This is a genomic window from Psychrobacter cibarius, from assembly GCF_904845955.1.
GTDB classification, from domain to species: domain Bacteria; phylum Pseudomonadota; class Gammaproteobacteria; order Pseudomonadales; family Moraxellaceae; genus Psychrobacter; species Psychrobacter cibarius_B.
This window is the reverse complement of record NZ_CAJGYX010000001.1, coordinates 201,047-223,480: the sequence shown is the minus strand read 5'-3', so window position 1 is coordinate 223,480 and position 22,434 is coordinate 201,047. Positions and strand designations below refer to the sequence as shown.

Genomic DNA, 22,434 nt, shown 5'->3' with positions numbered 1-22,434 from the left:
ATCCAATAGAAAAATCCATGCCAGAATCAGTAAAAAATACGATTACATCACTAATGGAAACATTTAATGAGTTTAGAATTCTAAGTGCTGGCCATAATGGCGAGTGGGGCGATCATTATATTAATAATTATCTCACGCAGTGGCATCTTGCTGAGCTAAAGCTACCACTGGGCCAAAACATATGGTTTCATGGCCGTCCTGTCATGGTTCTACAAAACAACTATGAATTAGGATTGTTTAATGGTGATATCGGTTTCTGCTTGCAGACTAGCGATGATAGAAGCCGACTAGAAGTGTTTTTTGAAAATAAAACTCAAGGGATTGCCGTTAATTTACTAAATGAAGAAGTCATCGCCACCGCATATGCAATGACCATTCATAAGTCACAAGGGTCTGAGTTTGATCATGTGGCTATTACTTTTGATAATAGTCATGCTAGATTGCTAAGCAAAGAGCTTATTTATACGGCGGTGACCCGTGCTAAGAAACAGGTAACCATATATAGTACAAAATCTGCTTTTGAAAAGGCTGTTCAAACACCTACTGAGCGCCATACAGGTTTGGCATTACAGTTTTCTAAGCATTAATAGATAAATGCTCAGAAATATAAAAAGAGGACTAGAGTTGTATACCTTTGATACTGTGCTAGAGCATATTAATGAAATTATTTATAAGCCCAACCAATTGATTATTGCTTCAACTCAAGAAGAACAACAAAATCTAGAATATGCTGCTGGTACATTTGAATTAATGAACAGACGGGCTGTCAAAACAGTTAGATTCAGAGTAGCTAAACAAACACCTACCAAAGTAGGGCAGTTCGTTACCTTTTGGGAAAAAGATTCCAAAGGTATTAATCAACCTTTTCAATATGATTCGTCACCAGACTTATTGGTAGTCACGACATTTAAAGATAAGCATACATTTGGGCAGTTTGTTTTTCCAAAAAATGTCTTGCTTAGACATAATATTCTTCAGTCTCATTTTACAAAAGGTAAGATGGGTATCAGGGTGTATCCTAGCTGGGATAATCCAACCAGTAATACTGCTAAGAAGACACAGAATTGGCAACTCGATTATTTCTTCGTGGTGACTGGTACAAACATACTGCCTACAGAAAAAATACGGGCATTGTATGAGTAGCAAAATTAACAGTAAGTGCAAAATCCAAGCAATAAAAAAGCATCCAAATTGGATGCTTTTTTTGAACTCAAATGTAGAACTTAAACTTTGTCTTCTTTGATGGCATAGATGCCAGGCAGATGACGCAAATAACCATGGAAATCCATACCACAGCCATAGACATAACGATCTGCAACATTGATACCGACAAAATCAACATCAAAATCTTCAACTTTACGATCATGCTCTTTATTAAGCAACACACAACATTCAAGTGATAAAGGTTTTTCTTTGCTTAATTCTTCGACAACTGTTTTTAGCGTGATACCTTCATCAAAAATATCGTCAATCAGCAATACATGCTCACCTTCGATACTAACATCAGGTTTGAATTTCCAATCTAGCTCATTGGTGCCTGCATTATCACGATAGCGCGATGCATGAATATAATGCATGCGATGATAGAATGTCAAATGAGTCAATAGTTGACCAGCTGGAATAAGTCCACCATTCATAACAACCATAACGATTGGGTTTAAACCAGCATAATGTAGGTTGAGCTGGGCGGCAAGGCGCTCATAAGCAGCGGCTACTTCGATGCTACTGATAAGGCACTCTGAGTTGCGTAATGTTTTTTCAATTTCTTGGTTGCTGATTTGGGTCATCGGGTGCGCCTTCGGTAAAAAGTGCCGCTTATTTTAGCAAATTTTAGTGAATTTGCCCAATACCATCTGTCTTTTGAGACAAAATTAATCAAATACTGGCATTTATTCCGGCTTTTCTACGATGAAAGGGCGGTAATAGTTTGCTAAACGATTTAAAGAGCGATCCGGTAGGTCGGGTAGCAACTTATTTAAGGCCATACTCATGCCTTTATCAATGGCGGCTTTGGCAACTGGGACAGCTTTGCGTTTAATCATGCCAAGTTTCAGGGTTTCAGCATAGCGGCTGATAAAGTGAGTCAATGTCTCTTCATTCATGGTTTCAAGCGCTGTTTTAAATGCTTTCATATCTACTTGCTCAGGTGTGATAGCAGCAAAGCCTTTTTCGATGGTTTGCGCATCTGCATCAGATAATTTGAAACCCACTCGTTTTACACCTTCGTTATCAATAAACGTCGCCCGATCTCTTAAGAAATGAAAGCTTGGCATCACTTCTTCGTTATTCTCTTTACCGAGTAAGATGTTAAGCAGCGTATCTGTCGCTTTTTCAACTGTGCCAACAATTTTTCGCATTGAAGCTTGACGTTCAGGGTTCGGAATAATATCTACCAATCCAATCAACAAATTGTCGATTAGATCACGTGCTGTTTGATGCGTCAGGGCATCACGATATGGGTAGTATTCCACCTCCTCATTTGAGGCAATCACTTGCTCAGCGTCAATGATTAATGCTTTCAATTTATCTGAAGGTGCAAACCCAAAATAATGCGCCATGGTGCTTCCTTTATTTGTTGTTTTTCATGTTTAACCAGCGTTACATTTGTCGTTAAATCAGTTAGTATCTAAATGGGTTGCAGTCAAAGACTCACCATATGCTGACTAGTGACATGTGCTAACGATAGAATGCAAAGCCTTATTAATGGATGATGATACCACAGTACTTCTATAAACAGCCTTTGGACAGGTGCGCTAAGTCACTAGTCGCCGACTAATTTAACATATTTTTTATATTCTAAATTAAAAAGCTTGAACTTATAAGGCTACCTATTACTTGTCTAAGGAGAGATAAGATGAATAGTGCAATCGTGCTAGTGTTTGCTGTTGCCGCGATGCTTTGCGGCTATCTGTTTTACTCAAAATTTATCGCTACTAAAATCTTGGCATTGGATAACAGTATCCCCACGCCAGCGCACACTATGAAAGATGGGGTGGATTATATCCCCACCAATAAATACGTGCTATGGGGACATCATTTTACTTCAGTCGCAGGGGCAGCGCCGATTATTGGTCCTGCCATTGCGGTTATTTGGGGCTGGGTACCTGCTATCATTTGGGTAGTATTGGGCACGATTTTTATGGCAGGTGTCCACGATATGTCAGCCATTTGGGCTAGTATGCGTAATAGAGGTCAGTCGATTGGCTCGATTGCCGGTACCGTCATGGGTACACGTGTACGTAGCTTGATGATGATCGTTATTTTCTTATTATTACTCATGGTAAATGCGGTATTTGGTGTCGCTATTGCTAATATGATGATAAAAACTCCGTCCGCTGTGCTACCTGTTTGGGGGGCTTTGATAGTCGCCTTTATCATCGGTCAGTGTATTTATCGCTACAAGATGAATCTGGTTTGGGTATCAATCATTGGGGTCACGGCTTTATATGGGCTTATCTATCTTGGTCCTATGTTCCCTGTCGTATTACCTGAGACATTCTTAGGATTACCTGACAATGCTGTTTGGATTATCATTTTATTCGCCTATGCGGCAATCGCTTCTTTATTACCGGTTTGGATGCTCTTGCAGCCGCGCGATTACATCAATGGCTTACAGTTATTTGTCGGTCTAATTTTGTTATACGCTGCCATCTTTATTGCGACGCCGAATATTGTCGCGCCAGCGATAAACACAGCATTGCCAATCGGTACGCCATCTATGGTGCCTTTATTGTTTGTGACCATTGCTTGTGGTGCAATCTCAGGTTTTCATGGTTTGGTGGCAACGGGTACGACATCTAAGCAGATTGATAAAGAAGAAGATGTACGTTTCGTTGGTTACTTCGGTGCCATGGGTGAGGGAATGCTGGCACTGGGTGCGATACTTGCGGCAACGGCAGGCTTTGCAACCCTTGGCGACTGGCAAGCTGTTTATCAAAAATTTGGTGATGGCTCTATTGGTGCCTTTATCGATGGCGGTGCAACCATACTGAATGCAGGCGTCGGTATTGATATGGTTTTATCGCAGACGATGCTGACGGTAATGGCAGCATTGTTCGCTGGTACTACGATGGATACTGGGGTACGTTTGCAACGCTATATCTTCCAAGAGTTTGGTGAAATTTATAAACTGCCTGTTCTAAATAAAAGTGTGGTGGCAACATTGCTTGCCGTTGGTAGCTGTTTGTTATTAGCCTTTGGTGCTGGTGGCATCGATGGTGCTGGCGGTATGATTATTTGGCCGTTATTTGGTACGACGAATCAGCTCATGGCTGCATTAACCTTGATGATTGTCACTGTTATCTTGTTACGTAAAGGTAGACCTGTGTGGTATACCTTGGGGCCATTGTCATTCTTACTGGTCATGACGGTTTTTGCGTTATTGATTCAGCTAAAAACCTTTTTCAATGATGGTAATTGGCTGCTTATTATTATGGATATCATTATTTTGATAGCCACGATTTTAGTGACGTTTGAGAGTCTATCGGTACTCCGAAAAGAGTGGTCGATACACAGAGGCAAAAGTAACCTCTAAGCCATGTTAAATGCCTAGTTTGATACTTACTGAAATACGATAAAAACGCTAGCAGCAATTGCTGGCGTTTTTTGTCTCATATAGGCATGATAGTTAATAGGCATCCGAAAAAGAAGAGCGATTATGGAAAACACAGATATAACAAAACCCATAAAAAATATCGAGCCATGGTGGCAAAGGTTTGCGGCTGGGCTAAACGAGTTTTATCATGCGCCTTATCGTCAAACGATGGCACGCGCCGCACGTGATGAAGAAGATTTTTTCATGCTACTCATGTTTGCGGAAAGCTTGGGTATCGACAATCCGGCAAGCTTTTATACGCTAGAATTGCAGCCTTTGTTTTTAGAAAACTTCCATGAATGGCATACACGTATGGGTATGGATAGATGCCCTTTTGACCATGTAGGTTGCTGCTAGTTTCCTTTGAATTAGCTAACTTGAATTAACTAAAATGAGATATAAGTATGGCATTACACCCTTTACCCGCATTGGTAGAGCAACTGGCAAAGCAGCCGATTATATTTATCGGCGGCAAGGGCGGTGTCGGTAAAACCACCACTGCCGCCGCACTTGCCAGCTATTATGCCAATCAAGGCAAAAAGACACTGATTGTCTCGACCGATCCAGCGCACAGCTTGGGCGATGTGTTAAACGTCCCGCTAAAAAACAAAAAAACAGTAGTAAATCCTTATCTAGATGCTATTGAACTAAACCCTGATATCATCGTCGATGAGCATTTTGCCCAAGTTGAACGTACAATTACTTCCTATGCCAATCCAGACATGATGCCAAAAATTCGCGAACATCTACGGCTATCAAAATCAGCACCTGGCGCACAAGAAGCCGCCATGCTCGAATCTATGTGCCAGCACTTGGTTGCAGCAGCAGATGCCGGCTATGAGCACGTTATTTTTGATACCGCACCGACGGGACATACACTGCGTTTATTAGTGCTGCCTGAGATGATGGGGGCATGGACGGATGGATTACTCGCTCAGCAGCGAAGGCAAGCAAAACTGCGCTCAGTGGCAAATCATTTGGGTAATCATGAGCAAAAAATCCAGAAAAAAAATGACAATGATTTAGCCAATCCGTTTGCTGAAAAGAGGAATGATCGCTGGGAGCAAGCAGTATCCGTACTAGAGAAACGCAAACAGCTGTTTCGTCAGGCAGGGTTGCTACTGCATGACCGTACACAAACCGCCATTGTATTAGTTATGACGGCTGACGTATTGCCACTGGCTGAAACAAAGCGAGCGATAGAGCAGTTAGAAGACAGTAAGCTCATGCCAGCCGCCATCGTTATCAATCAGTTGATAGCACCAACTCAGTCTGATGATTTTTGGCAGCGTCGTGCTGAGCGCCAACAACAATTAATGCAAGATATTGAGCAAAGCTTTCCCAAGTATCCGCTATACCCAATATATCTGCAACAAACGGACGTACGCGGCACTGATGCATTGAGTGCTTTATTACACCCATCTCCTTAAACAATCATATCTATCACTTTAGTCAAAATTGGCGGTCATTACTCAGGTTTATATGACTGTAGCTTACTTGCCAGCGACCATGCCATATCTGCACGTAATAATTGAGCTTGTTCAGACTTACCACTACTGAGTGATGACCATTGCGGTTTGCCACGAGCTTTTTTTAGCTCACTTGGTAATTTATGTGTTGGCCATGGTGTGACAGTGGCGCTTTCGTCATCTAACGACTGTTCAATACTGGATTTCTCACCGTTATATATTAGCTGCGTGGCATCAGTTGCCGCGTGCCCACGATGACGTAGGGCAGTGAGCAAGTCAAGCGCTCGCGTTGCAAGCAAAGTCAATGTGGCAGGGTCAATATGTAACCGCTTAACCCCTGATATTTTATCGGCGATACTGCCAGTATTGGAGAGCAATCCACCTGCGATACCACCGATAGCAGCGCCTAACCCCAAGGTTGTGCCAAGAGCGGCCGCATCAATACCCAGTCCTAGTAACGCGCCAGCCGCAGCACCAGATGTGGTGCGAATACCATAGCTTTTGAGAAGCTCGGGGTCGAATGGATCTTGCTGATAGGCCTGTAGCTCAAGTGGCGTTGCCGCGACGTCATTGTCATAAAACTTATATAAATTGAGCAAGTTGCTCTGCATCGCCCGTTCACTTTGTCTCACAGCCTCTTGCATTTGCTGTAATACTGGCATTGGGTCGTCATCTTCACTAATCTCACGAACAAAAGCAGCAACATTGATTAAAAAATCAGCAATGATAATATTGGCCTCATCATAAAGCTGTGCCCAGTCTTCAGTACGACGTGCCATCAACTGCTCAAGCATCTCAGAGTGGGTAAGCATGGTGGCTAAATTCTGCCATAAGCGCATTTCATCTGCAAACTCAAAAGCTACGGAGTCAAAGCGTGTAGAAATATGCAAATTACGACGCGCCAGCATGGTCTGCCACTCGTCGATATTGGCTTCCTGACTGTCAGTGAAATTAAATACCGGCATAACAGGAATCGCTGCCCAAGATAAAATAGCTAACTCGTCTTTATATTTACCGAGTACCGGCTCACGTGCATCGACGACATAAATGGCCATATCACTTGTCAGCAGCTGCCGAATCACTTTAGCTTCTTGGCTATAGTCCTCATTGCTATTTAGTGCCTCACCACCTTGGGCAATGTCTGCTGCCAAAAACTGTTGCAAACGCTCAATGCCATCACGCCGACTGGCGGTATTGTCCTCCAACCAATCCATCAATCCTGACGCATCTTCTAAACCCGGTGTGTCATACAATACCACCAACACTTCGCCCGTTTGGCTGTCTGTTAATTTGGCTTGCTCTACATGACGGGTAGTTGCGGCTTCGTTTTTGACTTCACCAAAATAGACGTCACGCAATAGTGTACGCAGTATGGATGTCTTGCCCGTATTGGTATGACCAACGACGGCCAATTTTAGCGGTTCACCACTGGCGATGGTTTTCCTTGTCATACTTGTCGTTGTTGTTAATGGTTCAGTTGATAAAAGTTGATTGTCTTGAGTTTCCACTGACTGAGTTACAGCTGATTTTAAAGTGCTGTTTGCGGTATTAGGGGTTGCCTCATAAGCCTTATCTGCAAAGAGACCAGCAGGCTTATTGTGTTCATAGTTCTCTTTTTTATTATCATTATTCATAATATCGTCTTATATTTATTAATGATCAAAATATACAGTCGCTTTTATTGTAGAACAAATTGTGTGCTATTTCGGTATTAATACTAACCATTTGTCTTGAGTAACTGATAATCACAGTTTGGCTAGTCAATCAATTATTCACTAGACCAATGTTGCGGGCAGAGAGTGCGGTTTGCCACTGCTGATAACGAACATCTTGATGGTCTGCAACCTGCTTGGTTAAGTCTAAAGCGCTTGCATCACTCAGCAGCTGCACAATCAGCCCATCTTTGGCGTGAGCAGCGATTTGATCAAGTTTACGCAATGTGCCACGGTCAGGTAAGGCTTTATGATGAATACCAAGTAAGACCTGCACTGGATGACTGTCTAAATACGTCTTCAGACGTGCCATATCGTCACGATCATCAACGATACCGAAATTCTCTATCTCACTATTATGAATATTGGTATCCAGACCTGCAAGCCACCAGTTATCCTGCTCTGCTGGATACTCAAGCAAAGCAACCAGCTTCTTGCCAGCGCTGACCGCTGCTTTTGGCGCAATAGGCGCAGGCACTTCATTAAAGTCATCCGCATCTACCACCTGACGTTGCCAAAAGCTTAAAATCTTTTGATAATAGGGCTGCTTAATGTCCAACCGCATCTTTTTACGACGGAACATCAATGCACAAAACGCCCAAGCAATCGCTCTTGGTACAATACCGTACATCAGCAAACTACCAACCAATAAGCCTGCCCATTGCCGCGCAACAGTCAATGGCATCGCATCAGTCACCAAGCGACTCTGTACAATAGCGTTGCTATCTGGCACATCAAACCCAACCATACTTGGTAACCAGCCAAGTACCTGTGTCAAAGTAATTAGCGCTTGATCGGATAGTAAAGTCGACTCCCAGCTAAAGCTATACTGACGCACAATCAACAGGAAAATAATCGCTAGCAGCATGCCCGTCAACGTTGCCAGCCATAACTGATGACTAAATCGTCCCAAATACCAGCGCATCCCGCTATGCTGTAATTGGCGCTCGTACAAATCGACTGCCGCCTTGGTAACATCATCCTTGCCACGTATCAGATAACTGGGACTGACAAAATTGGCAAACCAATTCGAAGACGGCTTGCCTTGATTAATCAGGGTCATCACCAGCCAACCTAACAGCATAATGGTATGAAAACCCAGTAAGCAAACCAATACATAAAAGAAATTCACCACATTGGTCTGTAGTAAGGTGAATAATCCCAAAAATCCCGAGAGACACCACACCACGCTCATGACTACCATAATGCCTTTAATACGCCCGTCAATTTTGCCTAATACTCGTGCCAGCGCACCGTTACTATCGATACGTGAGGCTCGGCGGTGCAATTTTTGAATGGGTTTGCCATCCTCACCTTGTAGTTTTTCCGTGATAAGTAGCGGGTCAGTGGCAAAGACATGTTGCTGCGTCTCAAGCGTGCGTACCAACTCAGTCAATTGATCTTGGGGTGATAGCATAATGCGATAACATCCATATAAAGGCGTTTATGTAGGAGATAATTCTTGATTATTGTAGCGTATATATGAGGACACGCCTTCGCCAAATGTTAAAAAATGAACATTTATTAAGCATTTTTATCATGGTAAAGACAATAAAAATCAGCCAAAATGAATAATGAACGAAATGATAATGACAATAGTGTAAAAAAACAGAGGGTGAAAAAACGCTGTTAAAGAAAATCCAGAAAAGGAATCATCATGAATAACAGAACGTATCTAATCGTTGGTGGTACAGGCGGCATTGGTAGAGCGATGATTGAGCAATTAGTAGATGGCACTGCCAGTGGCAATAAGGATGAGAATGCGAATACCGATAATGGTGGAAAACAAGGTATTCATGTTTTTGCGACTTATCATCGCAATGTACCTGATTTTGAGGCTGACAATCTGCATTGGTTACCCATGAACCTCTGCGACGAACAGAGTATCCAACAAGCAGCCGAGGTTATTCAGCAGCAAACCACTCATATTGATTGGATTATCAATTGTGCAGGGTTATTACATACGGCGACGCAGCAGCCAGAAAAAGCGCTGCGTCAGGTTGAGACTGATTTCTTTTTACAAAATATGCAAGTGAATGCCTTAGCCAGCTTGCTTATTGCCAAACATTTTAGACCACTATTAGCCAAATCTGCGCGTAGTAATGACAAGCCCGCAATCTTTGCAACGATATCCGCGCGCGTTGGCAGTATCAGTGACAACCAACTGGGCGGATGGTATAGCTATCGTATGAGTAAAGCGGCACTCAATATGGGCATGAAAAACCTGAGTATTGAATGGAGTCGCTCGCTCAAAGACGTGTGCGTGGTTGTCCTGCAGCCAGGAACGGTAAATACGCAACTATCAACCCCTTTTCAAGGTAATGTGGCCGAAGGTCAGTTGTTCTCGCCAGCCTACAGTGCGGAATGCTTATTAGAAGTACTTAACCGTATGACAGCTGCGCAATCAGGAAGCTTTGTTGACTGGGCAGGGGAATCCATACCTTGGTAGCTCTAAACGATTAAAAGATTCATAAAGCCAATTCAATAGATAAAAACAGGGCGTGTCGTTGTCGTTAATATGATGACAATGACACGTCCTGTTTTATTGATAATATAAGGGTGATTCTTAGATAGGAAAATGCTTAGTTCGCCATAAACAAGTCCATAAACTCATGTACAGGTGTGTGCTCTAAGCGGGTTTGATCGCTACAAAGGGCAAAAATATCCTGACAGCGACTGTCGATAAATCGCGTCGCCAAACTGGCACGAAACTTGGCTTCTAATATCGGCAAGCCCTCAGTACGGCGACGTTTATGTCCGATTGGGTATTCGACGGCAACCTTGTCGGTACTGCTACCATCTTTAAAGAATATCTGAATGGCATTGGCAATCGAGCGCTTACTTGGGTCATGATAATCTTTTGAATAACCCGCATCTTCTTCTACAATCATCTTGCGGCGTAGACCATCAATTAAAAGATGGTGCTGTGCATGATAATCGTCTTCATAATTTTCTGCCATTAAATCGCCAGTTAGTAGAGGCACCGCGACCATATATTGCAAACAATGATCGCGATCCGCAGGGTTGGCCAATGTGCCTTCTTTAGAGATAATTCTAATCGCGGATTCATGAGTGGTCAGGACAATTTTTTCAATATCGTCGATTCTGTCATCAATACGTGGATGTAAAATCACAGCCGCCTCACAAGCAGTCTGCGCATGAAACTCGGCAGGAAAGCTTAACTTAAATAAGATATTTTCCATTACGTAACTGCCAAACTCACGCTGGAAAGTAAAACGGCGCTCGTTTGCAGGTTTAAGGGCTAAGTCTTTATTGGTATGGCTAAACAATACATCATAAAACCCCCACTGCGATGCAGAGAGTGCCCCAGGGATACCCATTTCACCGCGACGAGTAATGTCAACCAAGCGTACCGCACGACTGGTAGCGTCGCCTGCCGCCCAAGATTTACGGCTACCGGCATTGGGTGCATGACGATAGGTACGCAACGCCTGACCATCGACGATCGCCTGCGAGATGGCAGCCATGATACGCTCACGTGGCAATTTATAGAGCTTGGCGACCACAGCGGTAGAGGCCAATTTAACTAAAAACACATGATCAAGACCCACACGGTTGAATGAGTTTTCGAGTGCAATTACCCCCTGAATCTCATGTGCCATAATCATAGCCTCGAGTACCTCACGTATGGTTAATGGCTGATGATTGCGACTGAAACTTTGTTGGCTAATATAATCGGCGACCGCTAGGATACCGCCTAAATTGTCCGAAGGGTGTCCCCATTCAGCAGCCAGCCACGTGTCATTATAATCGAGCCAGCGCACCATACAGCCGATATCAAAGGCGGCTTTGATAGGATCTAGTCTGTGGGCTGTACCCGGAACGCGCGCGCCATTAGGTGTAAGCTGATCGGCACAATCAGGACCCAGATGCTTAGTACATTCAGGGAAACGTAGCGCAAGCAGACCGCAGCCAAGCGTATCCATCAGACAGTGACGTGCAGTATTCCAAGCATCTGCGCTATTGGGGGAGTCGTTATCTATCGAATAATTAAGCACATAATCAGCAATCTTTTGAATCTCAATGTCATATTCTGGACGGACATTGCTTTCTACCGTTGCATCATTTTTATTTGAATTTGTTGTATCTGAATTATCATTTGACATGGTTGTCTCCTCTTCCTTGAGTGTGCTACTTCCTTGACCCATTATCTCGGTCATCTTTTTAAATTAGCCATCATTTAAAAGTAGCATAATCAATATGAAACAACCAAACTGAATTATGTTAAAAATTAAAACCTTGCGGCGCGCTTAAATCATCAAATATAGCAGACCTAACACAAATAAAGCCGCCATGATAAACAGCAGAAAACTTAATACTTTGTTCGTTGTGGAGGCAGACTCAGTACGCTCTTTTTGTACTTTGTTTTTCTTGGCAACGTATAGAACCATTTTCACATGCTCTATGTTGTCTTCGAGATAATGATCGCCTTCAGGTACAAACCCCAAGGACTCATAGAAGCTGAGTAAGTAGGCTTGTGCAGAGAGTATAATTGGGCGCTTTTTACCATATTTTTTACGGCAGTGCGCAATGGCATGAATCATCATCTGCCGCGCTATACCGTCACCTCTGTGCTCTGATAATACCAGCACTCTACCGATGGCAGGCATAGCAGTATGATTGGTCTTAATCGTAGGGTCGGCGACCGATAGATTGGATTTTAATTTATTAAATTCAGGCGGAATGATACGGCAGTAGCCTACCAACGCCTCGTTTTGATGCGCGATAAGATGTAGGCAATCAAAGTCCATCTCATCCATATCTTGATAAGCGCAGTTTTGCTCAACCACAAACACTTGTGATCGGGCTTTTAAAATATGATAGAGATCAACTGAGGTCAGCTCATCAAAGGTTTTGATAGAAAATTCACAAGTCATAGTGGGCTAGCTTCTGGAAATAGGCGGTAAAAGATTGGCATTATAACGATTTAGGTACACATTAACCATTCCTAACCCTTTAGAGTCTGGCTGATTTTATCCAAATTTAAGCTATCCGACATGGCATTGAATATCTCAAAATACTTGCCGTGTTTCTCATATAGCGCTTCATGCGTACCGGTTTCAACCACGCGACCATCTTCTATCACGACCAAATCATCCGCATCGATAATTTGGGCAATATTATGCGAGACCATAATCACGGTACGATCTTTTTTGATGAGATCTAGGCTCTTCTTCACTTGTTGGCTGGCGATGGCATCGAGGCTAGCGGTTGGCTCATCCAAAAACACAATGGGTGGATCTTTTAAAAACATCCGTGCCAGCGCGATACGCTGCTGCTGACCACCAGACAATGACTTTGCTGTACTCTCATAGCCTTCTGCTAAATTAATAATTTGCTCATGAATAGAGGCTTTTTTTGCTGCAATAATAATATCTTCATCTGTCGCATTCATATCACCATAGCGGATATTTTCGCTAATCGTACCGGAAAATATATGATTACTTTGTAGTACCAAGCCAATATTTTGACGCAATTCATGAGTATCGCAGTCGGCTAAATTATGTCCGTCTAGCCATATGGTGCCGCTATCTGGCGCATAAAACTTTACCAATAAGCTAATAATCGTACTCTTGCCAGCACCGCTTAAACCCACCAGCGCAGTAATACGATTGGGCTTGATAGTAAAGCTGACATCTTTTAGCGCTTGCGTGCCATTCGGATACGTGAAATCGACGTTTTTCAGCTCAATATGACCTTTTAAATTTTCACTACTTCTGCCCGTGATATCTTCAACTTGGCTTTCATCTTCTAATATATCAAAGAAGCCTTCAGCGTAAGTCAGGGCATTATTAATCTGATCATAAATACGATGCAATTGGCGGATAGGGGCGGCGACGTTTTGGAATAGCATGACATGGAATAAAATCATACCAATGGTCATCTCGCCTTTTAATACAAAGTAGGACGTCAGCAGAATAATAACGACTACACCAATTTGCTCAATAAAGGTCTTTATCGCATCATAAATAAAACCAATACTGCGAATACGCAGCTGATTGTCAGTCATGTCTTTTTGAATGGTTAAATGTTTTTCTGCTTCTATCGACTCACGAACAAAGGATTTCACCACGCTGATGGAGTTGATCAAGGAGATAACCAAGCCACTTTTGGCTTCTCGATAGCCACGCATCTGCCGACGGAATCCTTGTAGACGCCGCGCTTGTTTTTGACTGATGAAGAAATATATCGGGATGATAATAAGACCGACCAAGCCTATCCAAAAATTGGTCGAAAACATAATGATGAGTGAGACGATCGCGCTGGCAAATAGCGGTAACATATCGATAAAGAAGTTTTGCACTAAACTGGTTAAGCTACTGACACCATAGTCGATACGCGTTTGCAACTTGCCGCTGTCGTTTTCGCTACTGGTATAAAATGCCATCCGATAGGTGAGGATGCGCTCAATGATTTTTTGTGATAAATCACGTGATAGATTGATACGAATCTTTTCGCCAAAGAAGCGTTGCCCAAACGAGATGAATATCGACAAGATCTCTTTGGTTAAGAGTACCGCACTAATGATGCCGAGCATACGCAAGCCTGCCTGCCATGGCTCGGCAAGCGTGGAAATTTCGGTCAAAGTATCAACGGCATAGCGCAGCACAAAGGCATTGACCTGAGCGGTAAACGAACCCAGCACGGTCAATATCAAAGTGGCAATAATTAATACTTTATATGGCGCGGCAAAAACGGCAAGCTTTTTGAGGATATCCCATAACAAAGCGCGCCGCTCCGTTTTTTTGAGTGGCGGCTTCTTCTCTAGCGGAGGTTTGTTGAGTGTAGGAATAGTTGGCATAATACCTTATTACAAAGTTACATTAATTACTAAGACGTCTGTTTTTTATTGGGCCTCTAGATTGATTGATATCTTGTGCCAATGTATTTAAATTATCAGTAGGAGGCGCATACACTTGCAAGAGAATGTACTCAACCAGTTCATAAGCATCCATAGTATCGTTCAAACTTAATTCATTATCTGAATGACTGCCAGCGTTACCTAACCATTTCACAGCTTCAAGATGCTCTTTTATAGTTTGATATTTATCTGGTAGATGTTCTTTAATCCTACTATGTAGAGACATTTTTTTACTGTCATCTTTTTTAGAATACAGGTCTACACCTTGATCGGTAAGAACTTCTTCGATAGATATTCTTATTAAGTTGGCTGCTGCAGAAGGAGAGGTAAAGAATAGTTCGAATGACTGATTGAGTAGTTTTTCGATATCAGCAGGTGTATCTTCTGGGATAGTGATTAACTTGAGATTTGGATGGAAAAATAATGGTCGATAGTCGCTATACCAATATTGTGATTGACTACCAAACTCATCGACGTCTATATCAAAATCCACGTTTCCGCGTCCTGTACATACAACTTTACTAGCACATTTATGGTTATTACATTCAAAAATGCAGTGAAAAATATAATCAATCAAGTCTTGATCAAGCTCATGTTTATTCTGCATTTCTTTTGCATCAAGTTCTTCAAATTCTTCAAAGCTATTTTCTTTAATTCGTAAAAGTCCAATATTACACTTAGGGCAAATATAATCAGGTGGGTCATCTACGGTAAATCGCCGCTTATATAGATCTCTATTCATTCCTTGATACCTTAATTATTAGTTAAAAGCATCTGCTGGTACAAAGACTCCACCAACCATGATACGTCTTGCCGAGCGGCTCATTGATACTTTTTTAGCCTGCCAGCGTCCATCGACTTGCTCAGTTTTTCCGCCTACTAATAACGTTCCTGATGGATGACCAAAGCGCACTTCACTAAGTTGATTTTTAGATTGACCGCCACCTGCCGCTTCATTGACCAATGTACCCTGTGTCGTTGCTGCCGCTGCTATTGCAACCGCTGCTGTGCCCATCATGGCGTGATGCAGTTGCCCCATACTCATGGCGCGTACGACTAAATTAATCTCATCAGCATTAACAGATTTACCACTAGAGGCGGTATAGCTCTGTGCTGTGCCAACCCAAGCGATTTTAGGAATATGTTGACTGGTTTGCGCTTCACTGACGTCTTTAAACAGCCCCATCGCAACGCCGCCTTTGGCACGGATTTTCTCAAGCTTGGCAAGTAGCTCGCTATTACTATTGATGTCGCCTTGTAGCTCAGTACCGGTAAAGCCCAAATCTTCTGCTTTCATAAAGATGGTTGGGATACCAGCACTAATAAAAGTTGCTTTAACACTATCGCTAGCCAAGCCACAGCCGGATACATCAAAGTCATCGACCAAGTTGCCAGTGGGGAACATATCGCTTGATGAATCAACGGGATCAATAAATTCGATTTTGACTTCAGCAGCAGGGAAGGTCACACCGTCTAATTCAAAATCGCCAGTTTCTTGTACTTGTACGTTACCATTTTCATCTTTGTATACAGGCACGTAGGCGATAATGGTTTTACCGATATTTTCTTGCCAAATACGTACTTCGCAAATGCCAGTATTCGCACTATTTGCGATCTTATCAGTATCGACTAAGCCCATATTGATGGCACAAGCACCTACCGCAGCGGTTAAATTACCACAATTTCCCGCCCAATCAATAATTGGTTTGGCGATATTGACCTGTCCAAACAAGTAGTTCACATCGTGGTCTGATCTAGAAGACTTAGATAAGATGACTGTTTTTGAGGTGCTAGAGCTGCCATTGCCTAAGCCGTCGATTTGCTTACCATAAGGATCAGGGCTACCGATAACCCGCAATAGGAAATTATCACGCGACTTGCCAGCGACTTGGCAACGCTGTGGTAAATCAGATAGTTTAAAGAATGTACCTTTTGAGGTACCGCCACGCATATAAGTGGCTGGGACAGAGATTTGTGGAGCAAAAGCAGGGTTTGGTCGGGTCATTTTTTTATTCCTATTATTTTAGTACGATATATTCATCACCGTTTTGAATGACCATTGTTAATGACTCAATAGATTGCGGCGACAACATATTTAAAGACTTACTGGTTTCTTCAGAGCTTTGTGCAGCTGCTTGTTGCAGCCAATAACGTGCTTTTTCTTCATTTTTTCGAACACCCCATCCGTTTAAATAGGCTGCTGCTAAAAAGTTCTGTGCCTGCAGATCGCCTTCTTTTGAGGCAATAGACAAAAGCTTAGCAGCTTTAGTTAAATCTTGCTTGGTACCCCATCCTTTTATATACATAAGGGCTAAAGTTGTCACGGCATGAATAAATCTACTTTCAGCGGACAAACTGTACCAGTAACACGCTGCTACTAAGTCTTGACCGACACCATCACCAGTATGAAATTTAAGCGCCAAGAGATACTGCGAAACTGGGTCGCCTTCATCAATGCCAGGTCTCAAATCGGACTTAGCCACTTCAAGTTGTTCCCGTCGAATTTGTATAATACTATCAACGGATTCTTGTATATCGCGGCCCGTACGTACATTAGAAACCCAACAACCAATAATAATAGCAATAATGACAATGGAAATAGAGATGTCTACCATTGATAAATCAGTGAGACTACTACAACCGCTAAGATTCAATACAGAAATCAAAATAATAAAAGTTCTATTGATGTTTTTCATGCCACTTCTTATGATAAAAAATGACAATTATACTAAATAGAAAAACAAATGTTTATTTTTTAAGAAAATTCATTTAAATAAAATACTATAAGTAATGTATTTAATGGATAGAAGCCTAATAAGACTAAAGAGTATCAGAATCTATTGTGAGACTACTAAAAAAGCCAATGCCATATAAATATAACATTGGCTTTTGTCACGTGTACGGCAGCTATCGCTGTTGTTTATTCGTTTCTATTAAACGATATCTAACGTGCCATCGATAAACTCTTTAGCAAAGCGCTGGAGCATACCGCCAGCGTTATACATTTTAACTTCATCAGCAGTATCTAAACGACATTTCACTGAGGCTTTATCGACAGTGCCATCTGTGCGGTTAATGACCAATGTCATCTCACCGCCAGCAGACACTTCGCCTTCGATATCGAATATTTCAGTACCATCGACATTAAGCGTATTACGATTGACACCTTCTTTAAACTGTAAAGGTAGCGCTCCCATACCGACCAAGTTTTGACGATGAATACGCTCAAAATCTTCAGCGACCACGACTTCAACGCCAGCTAGACGAACCCCTTTAGCAGCCCAGTCGCGGCTTGAGCCTTGACCATAGCCATCACCTGCGATGATGATGAGTGGCTGCTCGCGGTTCATATAGGTTTCAATCGCTTCCCACATACGCATGACTTGACCTTCGGGTTCAACGCGAGCCAGCGAGCCTTGGATGACTTCACCTTGCTCGTCACGTACCATCTCGTTCAATAGCTTAGGGTTGGCAAAGGTCGCGCGCTGCGCCGTTAAGTGGTCGCCACGATGGGTTGCGTAAGAGTTATAGTCTTCTGCTGGCAGACCCATGGTATCAAGATACTCGCCAGCCGCCGAATCGCCCAAAATCGCATTAGACGGTGATAAATGGTCAGTGGTGATGTTATCACCCAATACCGCTAACGGACGCATGCCTTTTAGCTTATTCATCGCCGCCATTTTGCCTTCCCAATACGGCGGACGGCGGATATAAGTGGTCTGCTCGCGCCAGTCATAGAGTGGGCTTAATGCTTTTCCGGTGTCTTTTTTGGCTTCATCAAACATCGGGATATAAACGGCGTTAAATTGCTCAGGCTTCACTGCTGCCGCGACAATAGCATCAACTTCGTCATCATCAAACCAGATATCTTTTAGATAAACGTCATTGCCGTCTTGGTCTTTTCCTAACGAGTCTTTTTCGATATCAAAACGGATATTACCGGCAATAGCATAGGCAATCACCAATGGTGGTGATGCTAAAAATGCTTGCTTGGCATACGGATGGATACGACCATCAAAGTTACGGTTACCTGATAACACTGCGGTAGTGAATAAGTCATTATCAATGATTTCTTTCTCGATGTCAGGATCAAGTGCGCCACTCATGCCGTTACAGGTGGTACAAGCAAAGCCAACCACGTCAAAGCCGATTTCTTGGAGCTCAGGCATCAGGCCTGCTTCTTCTAAGTACATTTTTACCGTTTTTGAGCCAGGTGGTAATGAAGACTTCACCCAAGGCTTACGTAATAAGCCTTTTGCATTGGCGTTACGGGCAACGAGGCCGGCTGCTACCATATTGCGTGGGTTTGAGGTATTGGTACAACTGGTGATGGCTGCAATAATAACCGCACCATCTGGCATGAGACCATCTTTTGGTTCTGGTAGCTTCTCATCAGCGCCATGAGCGATACCTTTTGCAACCAAATCAGTTGTCGATACACGTGCATGCGGGCGAGATGGGCCTGCCAGATTGCGCACGACCGCAGATAAATCAAATTCAAGTACACGTGCGTATTCGGCCTTTTCCATGCCATCAGCCCATAAACCCACTTGCTTGGCATACTGCTCAACCAGTTTAATCTGATCTTCACTACGACCAGTTAGGCGTAAGTAATCGATGGTTTGCTCATCGATATAGAACATGGCAGCAGTTGCGCCATACTCAGGCGTCATGTTGGAGATAGAAGCTCGGTCACCAACACTCAGCTGACGTGCACCTTCACCAAAGAATTCAATATAGGTAGAGACAACGCCTGCATCACGTAAAAACTCAGTCATCGCAAGTACGAGATCCGTACCAGTAATGCCTTTTTGCAACTTGCCAGTTAATTTAACACCAACGTAATCTGGTAGGCGCATATAAGACGGGTTGCCTAGCATAACGCTCTCAGCTTCCAATCCGCCAACACCGATAGAGATAACGCCAAGCGCATCGACCATAGGCGTATGGCTATCTGTACCGACTAAAGTATCGGCAAAGGCTACTTGTTCACCGGCTTTGTTTTGGACGACTTGGACGACAGGCGACATTTTTTCTAGATTGATCTGATGCATGATGCCGTTACCGGGCGGTACGACGTTGACATTATCAAAGGCATACTGGCACCAATTGATAAAGTGAAAGCGATCATCGTTACGGCGCTCTCCGATAGCACGGTTTTTCTCAAAAGCGTTTTCCTCAACGCCGGCATGTTCAACGGCTAGTGAATGGTCAACAATTAATTGCGTTGGCACGATTGGATTCACTTTAGACGGATCGCCACCTTGCTCAGCGATGGCATCACGTAGACCTGCCAAATCGACAAACGCGGTCTGACCTAAGATGTCATGACAAACCACGCGGGCAGGGTACCAAGGAAAATCTAAATCTTGTTTGCCCTCAATATGTTGTTTTAAAGCAGCTGTTAGCTCTTCTGGTGGGCAACGACGTACCAAGTTTTCACATAGTACTTTTGAGCAAAACGGTAGCTTGTCATACGCGCCAGCTTCAATGTTTTCGACAGCCTCGCGGGTGTCAAAGTAATAGAGGTCGGTATCTGGCAGGGGCTTTTTGAATTGATCATTCATTGGTTGTACTAGAGCGTTGTCCATGATTCACCTTTGGCAGTTGGCTGGTTTAAATTTAAAAAATAGTCATTCTTTTAGCAAAGTCATTAGTGGAATTAGAAGTTAGAAGAAGGCTTTGCTAAAAAAATATGGCTAAAAAGAAAGTGAGGTTATTAAGAAAAAGTTTAACTGCTAAATTGTGAATATATCTAGCAGTTAAACTGGTTATCTCGCATAAGCACTTATCCGAGATAGTAAATATATATGGATTAACGCGCGCTCATCTCTGGTACTGGACGCAGCTCTTCACCGGTATATTCCGCACTTGGGCGAATGATACGGTTATTAGCACGTTGCTCAAATACGTGTGCTGCCCAACCTGTTAGACGCGAGCAAACAAAGATTGGCGTGAACAACTTAGTTGGAATGCCCATAAAGTGATAGGCTGAGGCATGGAAAAAGTCAGCATTACAGAACAGCTTTTTCTCGCGCCACATGACTTCTTCACAGCGTACTGATACTGGATATAGCACTTCATCACCAACGTCAGCAGCTAGCTTCTCAGCCCAGCCTTTAATAACGACGTTACGTGGATCTGATTCGCTATAGATGGCATGACCAAAGCCCATAATTTTGTCTTTACGCGCTAGCATACCCATCATTTCTTCTTCGGCTTCATCAGGTGAGCTAAAGCCTTCAATCATATCCATCGCCGCCTCATTAGCGCCACCATGCAGAGGACCGCGTAGTGAACCAATCGCGCCAGTGATACAAGAATGGATATCAGATAGCGTAGAAGCACACACACGAGCGGTAAAGGTCGAGGCGTTGAACTCATGCTCTGCGTACAAGATAAGAGACACGTTCATCACTTTTTCGTGTAGCTCGTTTGGTTTCTCACCCTTTAGCAAATGCAAGAAATGACCGCCAATGGTGGCATCATCAGTTTCGGTTTCGATACGCACGTTGTCATGGGTAAAACGATACCAGTAGTTGATAATAGAAGGGAATACCGCAAGCATGCGATCTGCTTGGTCGTTTTCTTCATCAAAACTCATTTCAGTTTCTAAGTTACCCAGCATAGAGCAACCGGTACGTAAAACATCCATTGGATGAGACTCGGCAGGAATGCGCTCAAGCACGTCTTTTAATGACTGTGGTAGACCACGCAAGCTTTTGAGCTTGGTCTGATAAGCGTCAAGCTCAGTTTGGTTCGGCAAGTTGCCATAAAGAAGCAAGTAGGCCACTTCTTCAAAGATGCATTTGTCTGCCAGCTCTGACACGTCATAACCGCGATACGTCAGACCAGAGCCTGACTTGCCGACGGTAGATAGAGCGGTTTTGCCAGCGACTTGTCCGCGTAGCCCTGCGCCTGACAATACTTTTGTTGATGGGTTCTGTGCTGCCATGATGAAATTCCTTTTGTGGGTAGCTTTTTGGGTGAAAAACGGTGTTTCTAAGTTTCTAATAATAAATTTATCAGTTGATGAATGATGATAGCGCCAGTTGAGCGTTAGGCAGGCTGTGGACCATCTAAATCGACATTACAACGCTCAAACTCCGCTTCAATAGGAACATTCAAGACTTCCATTGCGCTGCCTTCGCCTTCTGCATTATTGATTTTCATGTACTTGACACCCAGTGGTGATTCCATGAACGTCTGAATCTCAGTCATCTCTTCTGGAGTAGGATCAGCCATTGGCGTTGCAATCTCTTCACCATTCATGACACGCAATTGCTCATTACCAAACGCAATCAGCTTTTTCCCTACCTCTGACGTATAAAAGTTATGCAACTCATGTAACTCTGCATCGGTAACCTGACTCTTATAGAAGCTATCGACTTCGGCTTTGCCCAAGTCTTTGTCGCGTGATTCGAGACAGCTGACTTGCTCTGCACTGAGCGCACCACTATTGATAGCCGGTGCAAATAGTAGGCTGTTGACAGTATCTAGCGTAATCGTTGTCATGACCAAGTCATCTTGAGTGGCAGGTGCGGTAGCATCAACTTCAGCAGTGCTTGCACCACTGGTGGTGTCGTCGGCGGTTTCTGGTGTTTTATCACAGCCCGTCATGAATAATAGCGCCGCAAGCGTGCTGCTCAGTAGTGACGTTTTAAAAGCAGTATTAGCAGTAAAAAATGGCATAAATAACCTAAAAGTAAATGAAGACGGATTTCGAAAAGATAACACACTCAAAGGTGAGCTATCTTTTCAGTATTGCCAATAACT

19 protein-coding genes are annotated in these 22,434 nt (G+C 43.2%); 6 read left to right on the top strand and 13 right to left on the bottom strand.

Annotated features, from left to right (window positions below):
* Positions 1-17 precede the first annotated feature (17 nt).
* The gene (locus JMV76_RS14675) at positions 18-587 is read left to right on the top strand and encodes an ATP-dependent DNA helicase (RefSeq protein WP_227689984.1); all 570 of its coding nucleotides are present in this window, start codon (positions 18-20) and stop codon (positions 585-587) included.
* A gap of 37 nt (positions 588-624) precedes the next feature.
* Positions 625-1,143, top strand: coding sequence for a MepB family protein (locus JMV76_RS00885; RefSeq protein WP_083475789.1), 519 nt, complete (start codon positions 625-627; stop codon positions 1,141-1,143).
* Positions 1,144-1,223: 80 nt separating this feature from the next.
* Here the strand turns inward: JMV76_RS00885 and JMV76_RS00880 are convergent, their stop codons facing one another.
* On the bottom strand, positions 1,224-1,787 hold the full coding sequence (locus JMV76_RS00880; protein WP_045447249.1) for a hypoxanthine-guanine phosphoribosyltransferase: 564 nt from the start codon (positions 1,785-1,787) through the stop codon (positions 1,224-1,226).
* Positions 1,788-1,889: 102 nt separating this feature from the next.
* A complete protein-coding gene (locus tag JMV76_RS00875) occupies positions 1,890-2,558 on the bottom strand; it encodes a hypothetical protein (protein WP_198329952.1) in 669 nt (222 codons plus the stop codon).
* Positions 2,559-2,854: 296 nt separating this feature from the next.
* Here JMV76_RS00875 and JMV76_RS00870 point away from each other — a divergent pair, with 296 nt between their 5' ends.
* From JMV76_RS00870 to JMV76_RS00860, 3 genes are all read left to right on the top strand, one after another.
* The gene (locus tag JMV76_RS00870) at positions 2,855-4,534 is read left to right on the top strand and encodes a carbon starvation CstA family protein (protein WP_055125815.1); all 1,680 of its coding nucleotides are present in this window, start codon (positions 2,855-2,857) and stop codon (positions 4,532-4,534) included.
* A gap of 123 nt (positions 4,535-4,657) precedes the next feature.
* Complete coding sequence (locus tag JMV76_RS00865) at positions 4,658-4,951, top strand: cory-CC-star protein (RefSeq protein ID WP_045454674.1); 294 nt, start codon at positions 4,658-4,660, stop codon at positions 4,949-4,951.
* 47 nt (positions 4,952-4,998) lie between these two features.
* A complete protein-coding gene (locus tag JMV76_RS00860; RefSeq protein ID WP_201501294.1) occupies positions 4,999-6,024 on the top strand; it encodes an ArsA family ATPase in 1,026 nt (341 codons plus the stop codon).
* Positions 6,025-6,062: 38 nt separating this feature from the next.
* On the opposite strand, the gene JMV76_RS00855 is transcribed toward JMV76_RS00860, so the two are convergent.
* Complete coding sequence (locus JMV76_RS00855; RefSeq protein ID WP_201501293.1) at positions 6,063-7,697, bottom strand: DUF3482 domain-containing protein; 1,635 nt, start codon at positions 7,695-7,697, stop codon at positions 6,063-6,065.
* A 130-nt stretch (positions 7,698-7,827) separates the two neighbouring features.
* On the bottom strand, positions 7,828-9,192 hold the full coding sequence (locus tag JMV76_RS00850; RefSeq protein WP_201501292.1) for a DUF2868 domain-containing protein: 1,365 nt from the start codon (positions 9,190-9,192) through the stop codon (positions 7,828-7,830).
* 240 nt (positions 9,193-9,432) lie between these two features.
* Here JMV76_RS00850 and JMV76_RS00845 point away from each other — a divergent pair, with 240 nt between their 5' ends.
* Positions 9,433-10,224: an SDR family oxidoreductase gene (locus JMV76_RS00845; RefSeq protein WP_201501291.1), complete on the top strand. Its 792-nt coding sequence runs from the start codon at positions 9,433-9,435 to the stop codon at positions 10,222-10,224.
* A gap of 133 nt (positions 10,225-10,357) precedes the next feature.
* Here the strand turns inward: JMV76_RS00845 and JMV76_RS00840 are convergent, their stop codons facing one another.
* From JMV76_RS00840 to JMV76_RS00800, 9 genes are all read right to left on the bottom strand, one after another.
* Positions 10,358-11,902 (bottom strand): bifunctional 2-methylcitrate dehydratase/aconitate hydratase, encoded by a 1,545-nt coding sequence (locus JMV76_RS00840; protein WP_201501290.1) that lies wholly within the window; start codon positions 11,900-11,902, stop codon positions 10,358-10,360.
* A gap of 144 nt (positions 11,903-12,046) precedes the next feature.
* Positions 12,047-12,673 carry a GNAT family N-acetyltransferase gene (locus JMV76_RS00835; protein ID WP_201501289.1) on the bottom strand — a complete coding sequence of 209 codons (627 nt, stop codon included), beginning with the start codon at positions 12,671-12,673 and terminating at the stop codon, positions 12,047-12,049.
* A gap of 71 nt (positions 12,674-12,744) precedes the next feature.
* On the bottom strand, positions 12,745-14,598 hold the full coding sequence (locus tag JMV76_RS00830; RefSeq protein ID WP_227689982.1) for an ABC transporter ATP-binding protein: 1,854 nt from the start codon (positions 14,596-14,598) through the stop codon (positions 12,745-12,747).
* 22 nt (positions 14,599-14,620) lie between these two features.
* Positions 14,621-15,400 carry a DUF4145 domain-containing protein gene (locus tag JMV76_RS00825; protein ID WP_201501288.1) on the bottom strand — a complete coding sequence of 260 codons (780 nt, stop codon included), beginning with the start codon at positions 15,398-15,400 and terminating at the stop codon, positions 14,621-14,623.
* A gap of 18 nt (positions 15,401-15,418) precedes the next feature.
* Positions 15,419-16,663, bottom strand: a complete 1,245-nt coding sequence (gene prpF / locus JMV76_RS00820; RefSeq protein ID WP_201501287.1) for a 2-methylaconitate cis-trans isomerase PrpF — start codon at positions 16,661-16,663, stop codon at positions 15,419-15,421.
* A gap of 13 nt (positions 16,664-16,676) precedes the next feature.
* Complete coding sequence (locus tag JMV76_RS00815; protein ID WP_201501286.1) at positions 16,677-17,354, bottom strand: tetratricopeptide repeat protein; 678 nt, start codon at positions 17,352-17,354, stop codon at positions 16,677-16,679.
* 237 nt (positions 17,355-17,591) lie between these two features.
* Positions 17,592-20,249, bottom strand: coding sequence for a Fe/S-dependent 2-methylisocitrate dehydratase AcnD (gene acnD, locus JMV76_RS00810; RefSeq protein ID WP_227689980.1), 2,658 nt, complete (start codon positions 20,247-20,249; stop codon positions 17,592-17,594).
* Between the two features lie 224 nt (positions 20,250-20,473).
* The gene (prpC, locus tag JMV76_RS00805; RefSeq protein WP_201501285.1) at positions 20,474-21,613 is read right to left on the bottom strand and encodes a bifunctional 2-methylcitrate synthase/citrate synthase; all 1,140 of its coding nucleotides are present in this window, start codon (positions 21,611-21,613) and stop codon (positions 20,474-20,476) included.
* A gap of 104 nt (positions 21,614-21,717) precedes the next feature.
* A complete protein-coding gene (locus tag JMV76_RS00800; RefSeq protein ID WP_201501284.1) occupies positions 21,718-22,350 on the bottom strand; it encodes a DUF2059 domain-containing protein in 633 nt (210 codons plus the stop codon).
* Between the last annotated feature and the right edge of the window lie 84 nt (positions 22,351-22,434).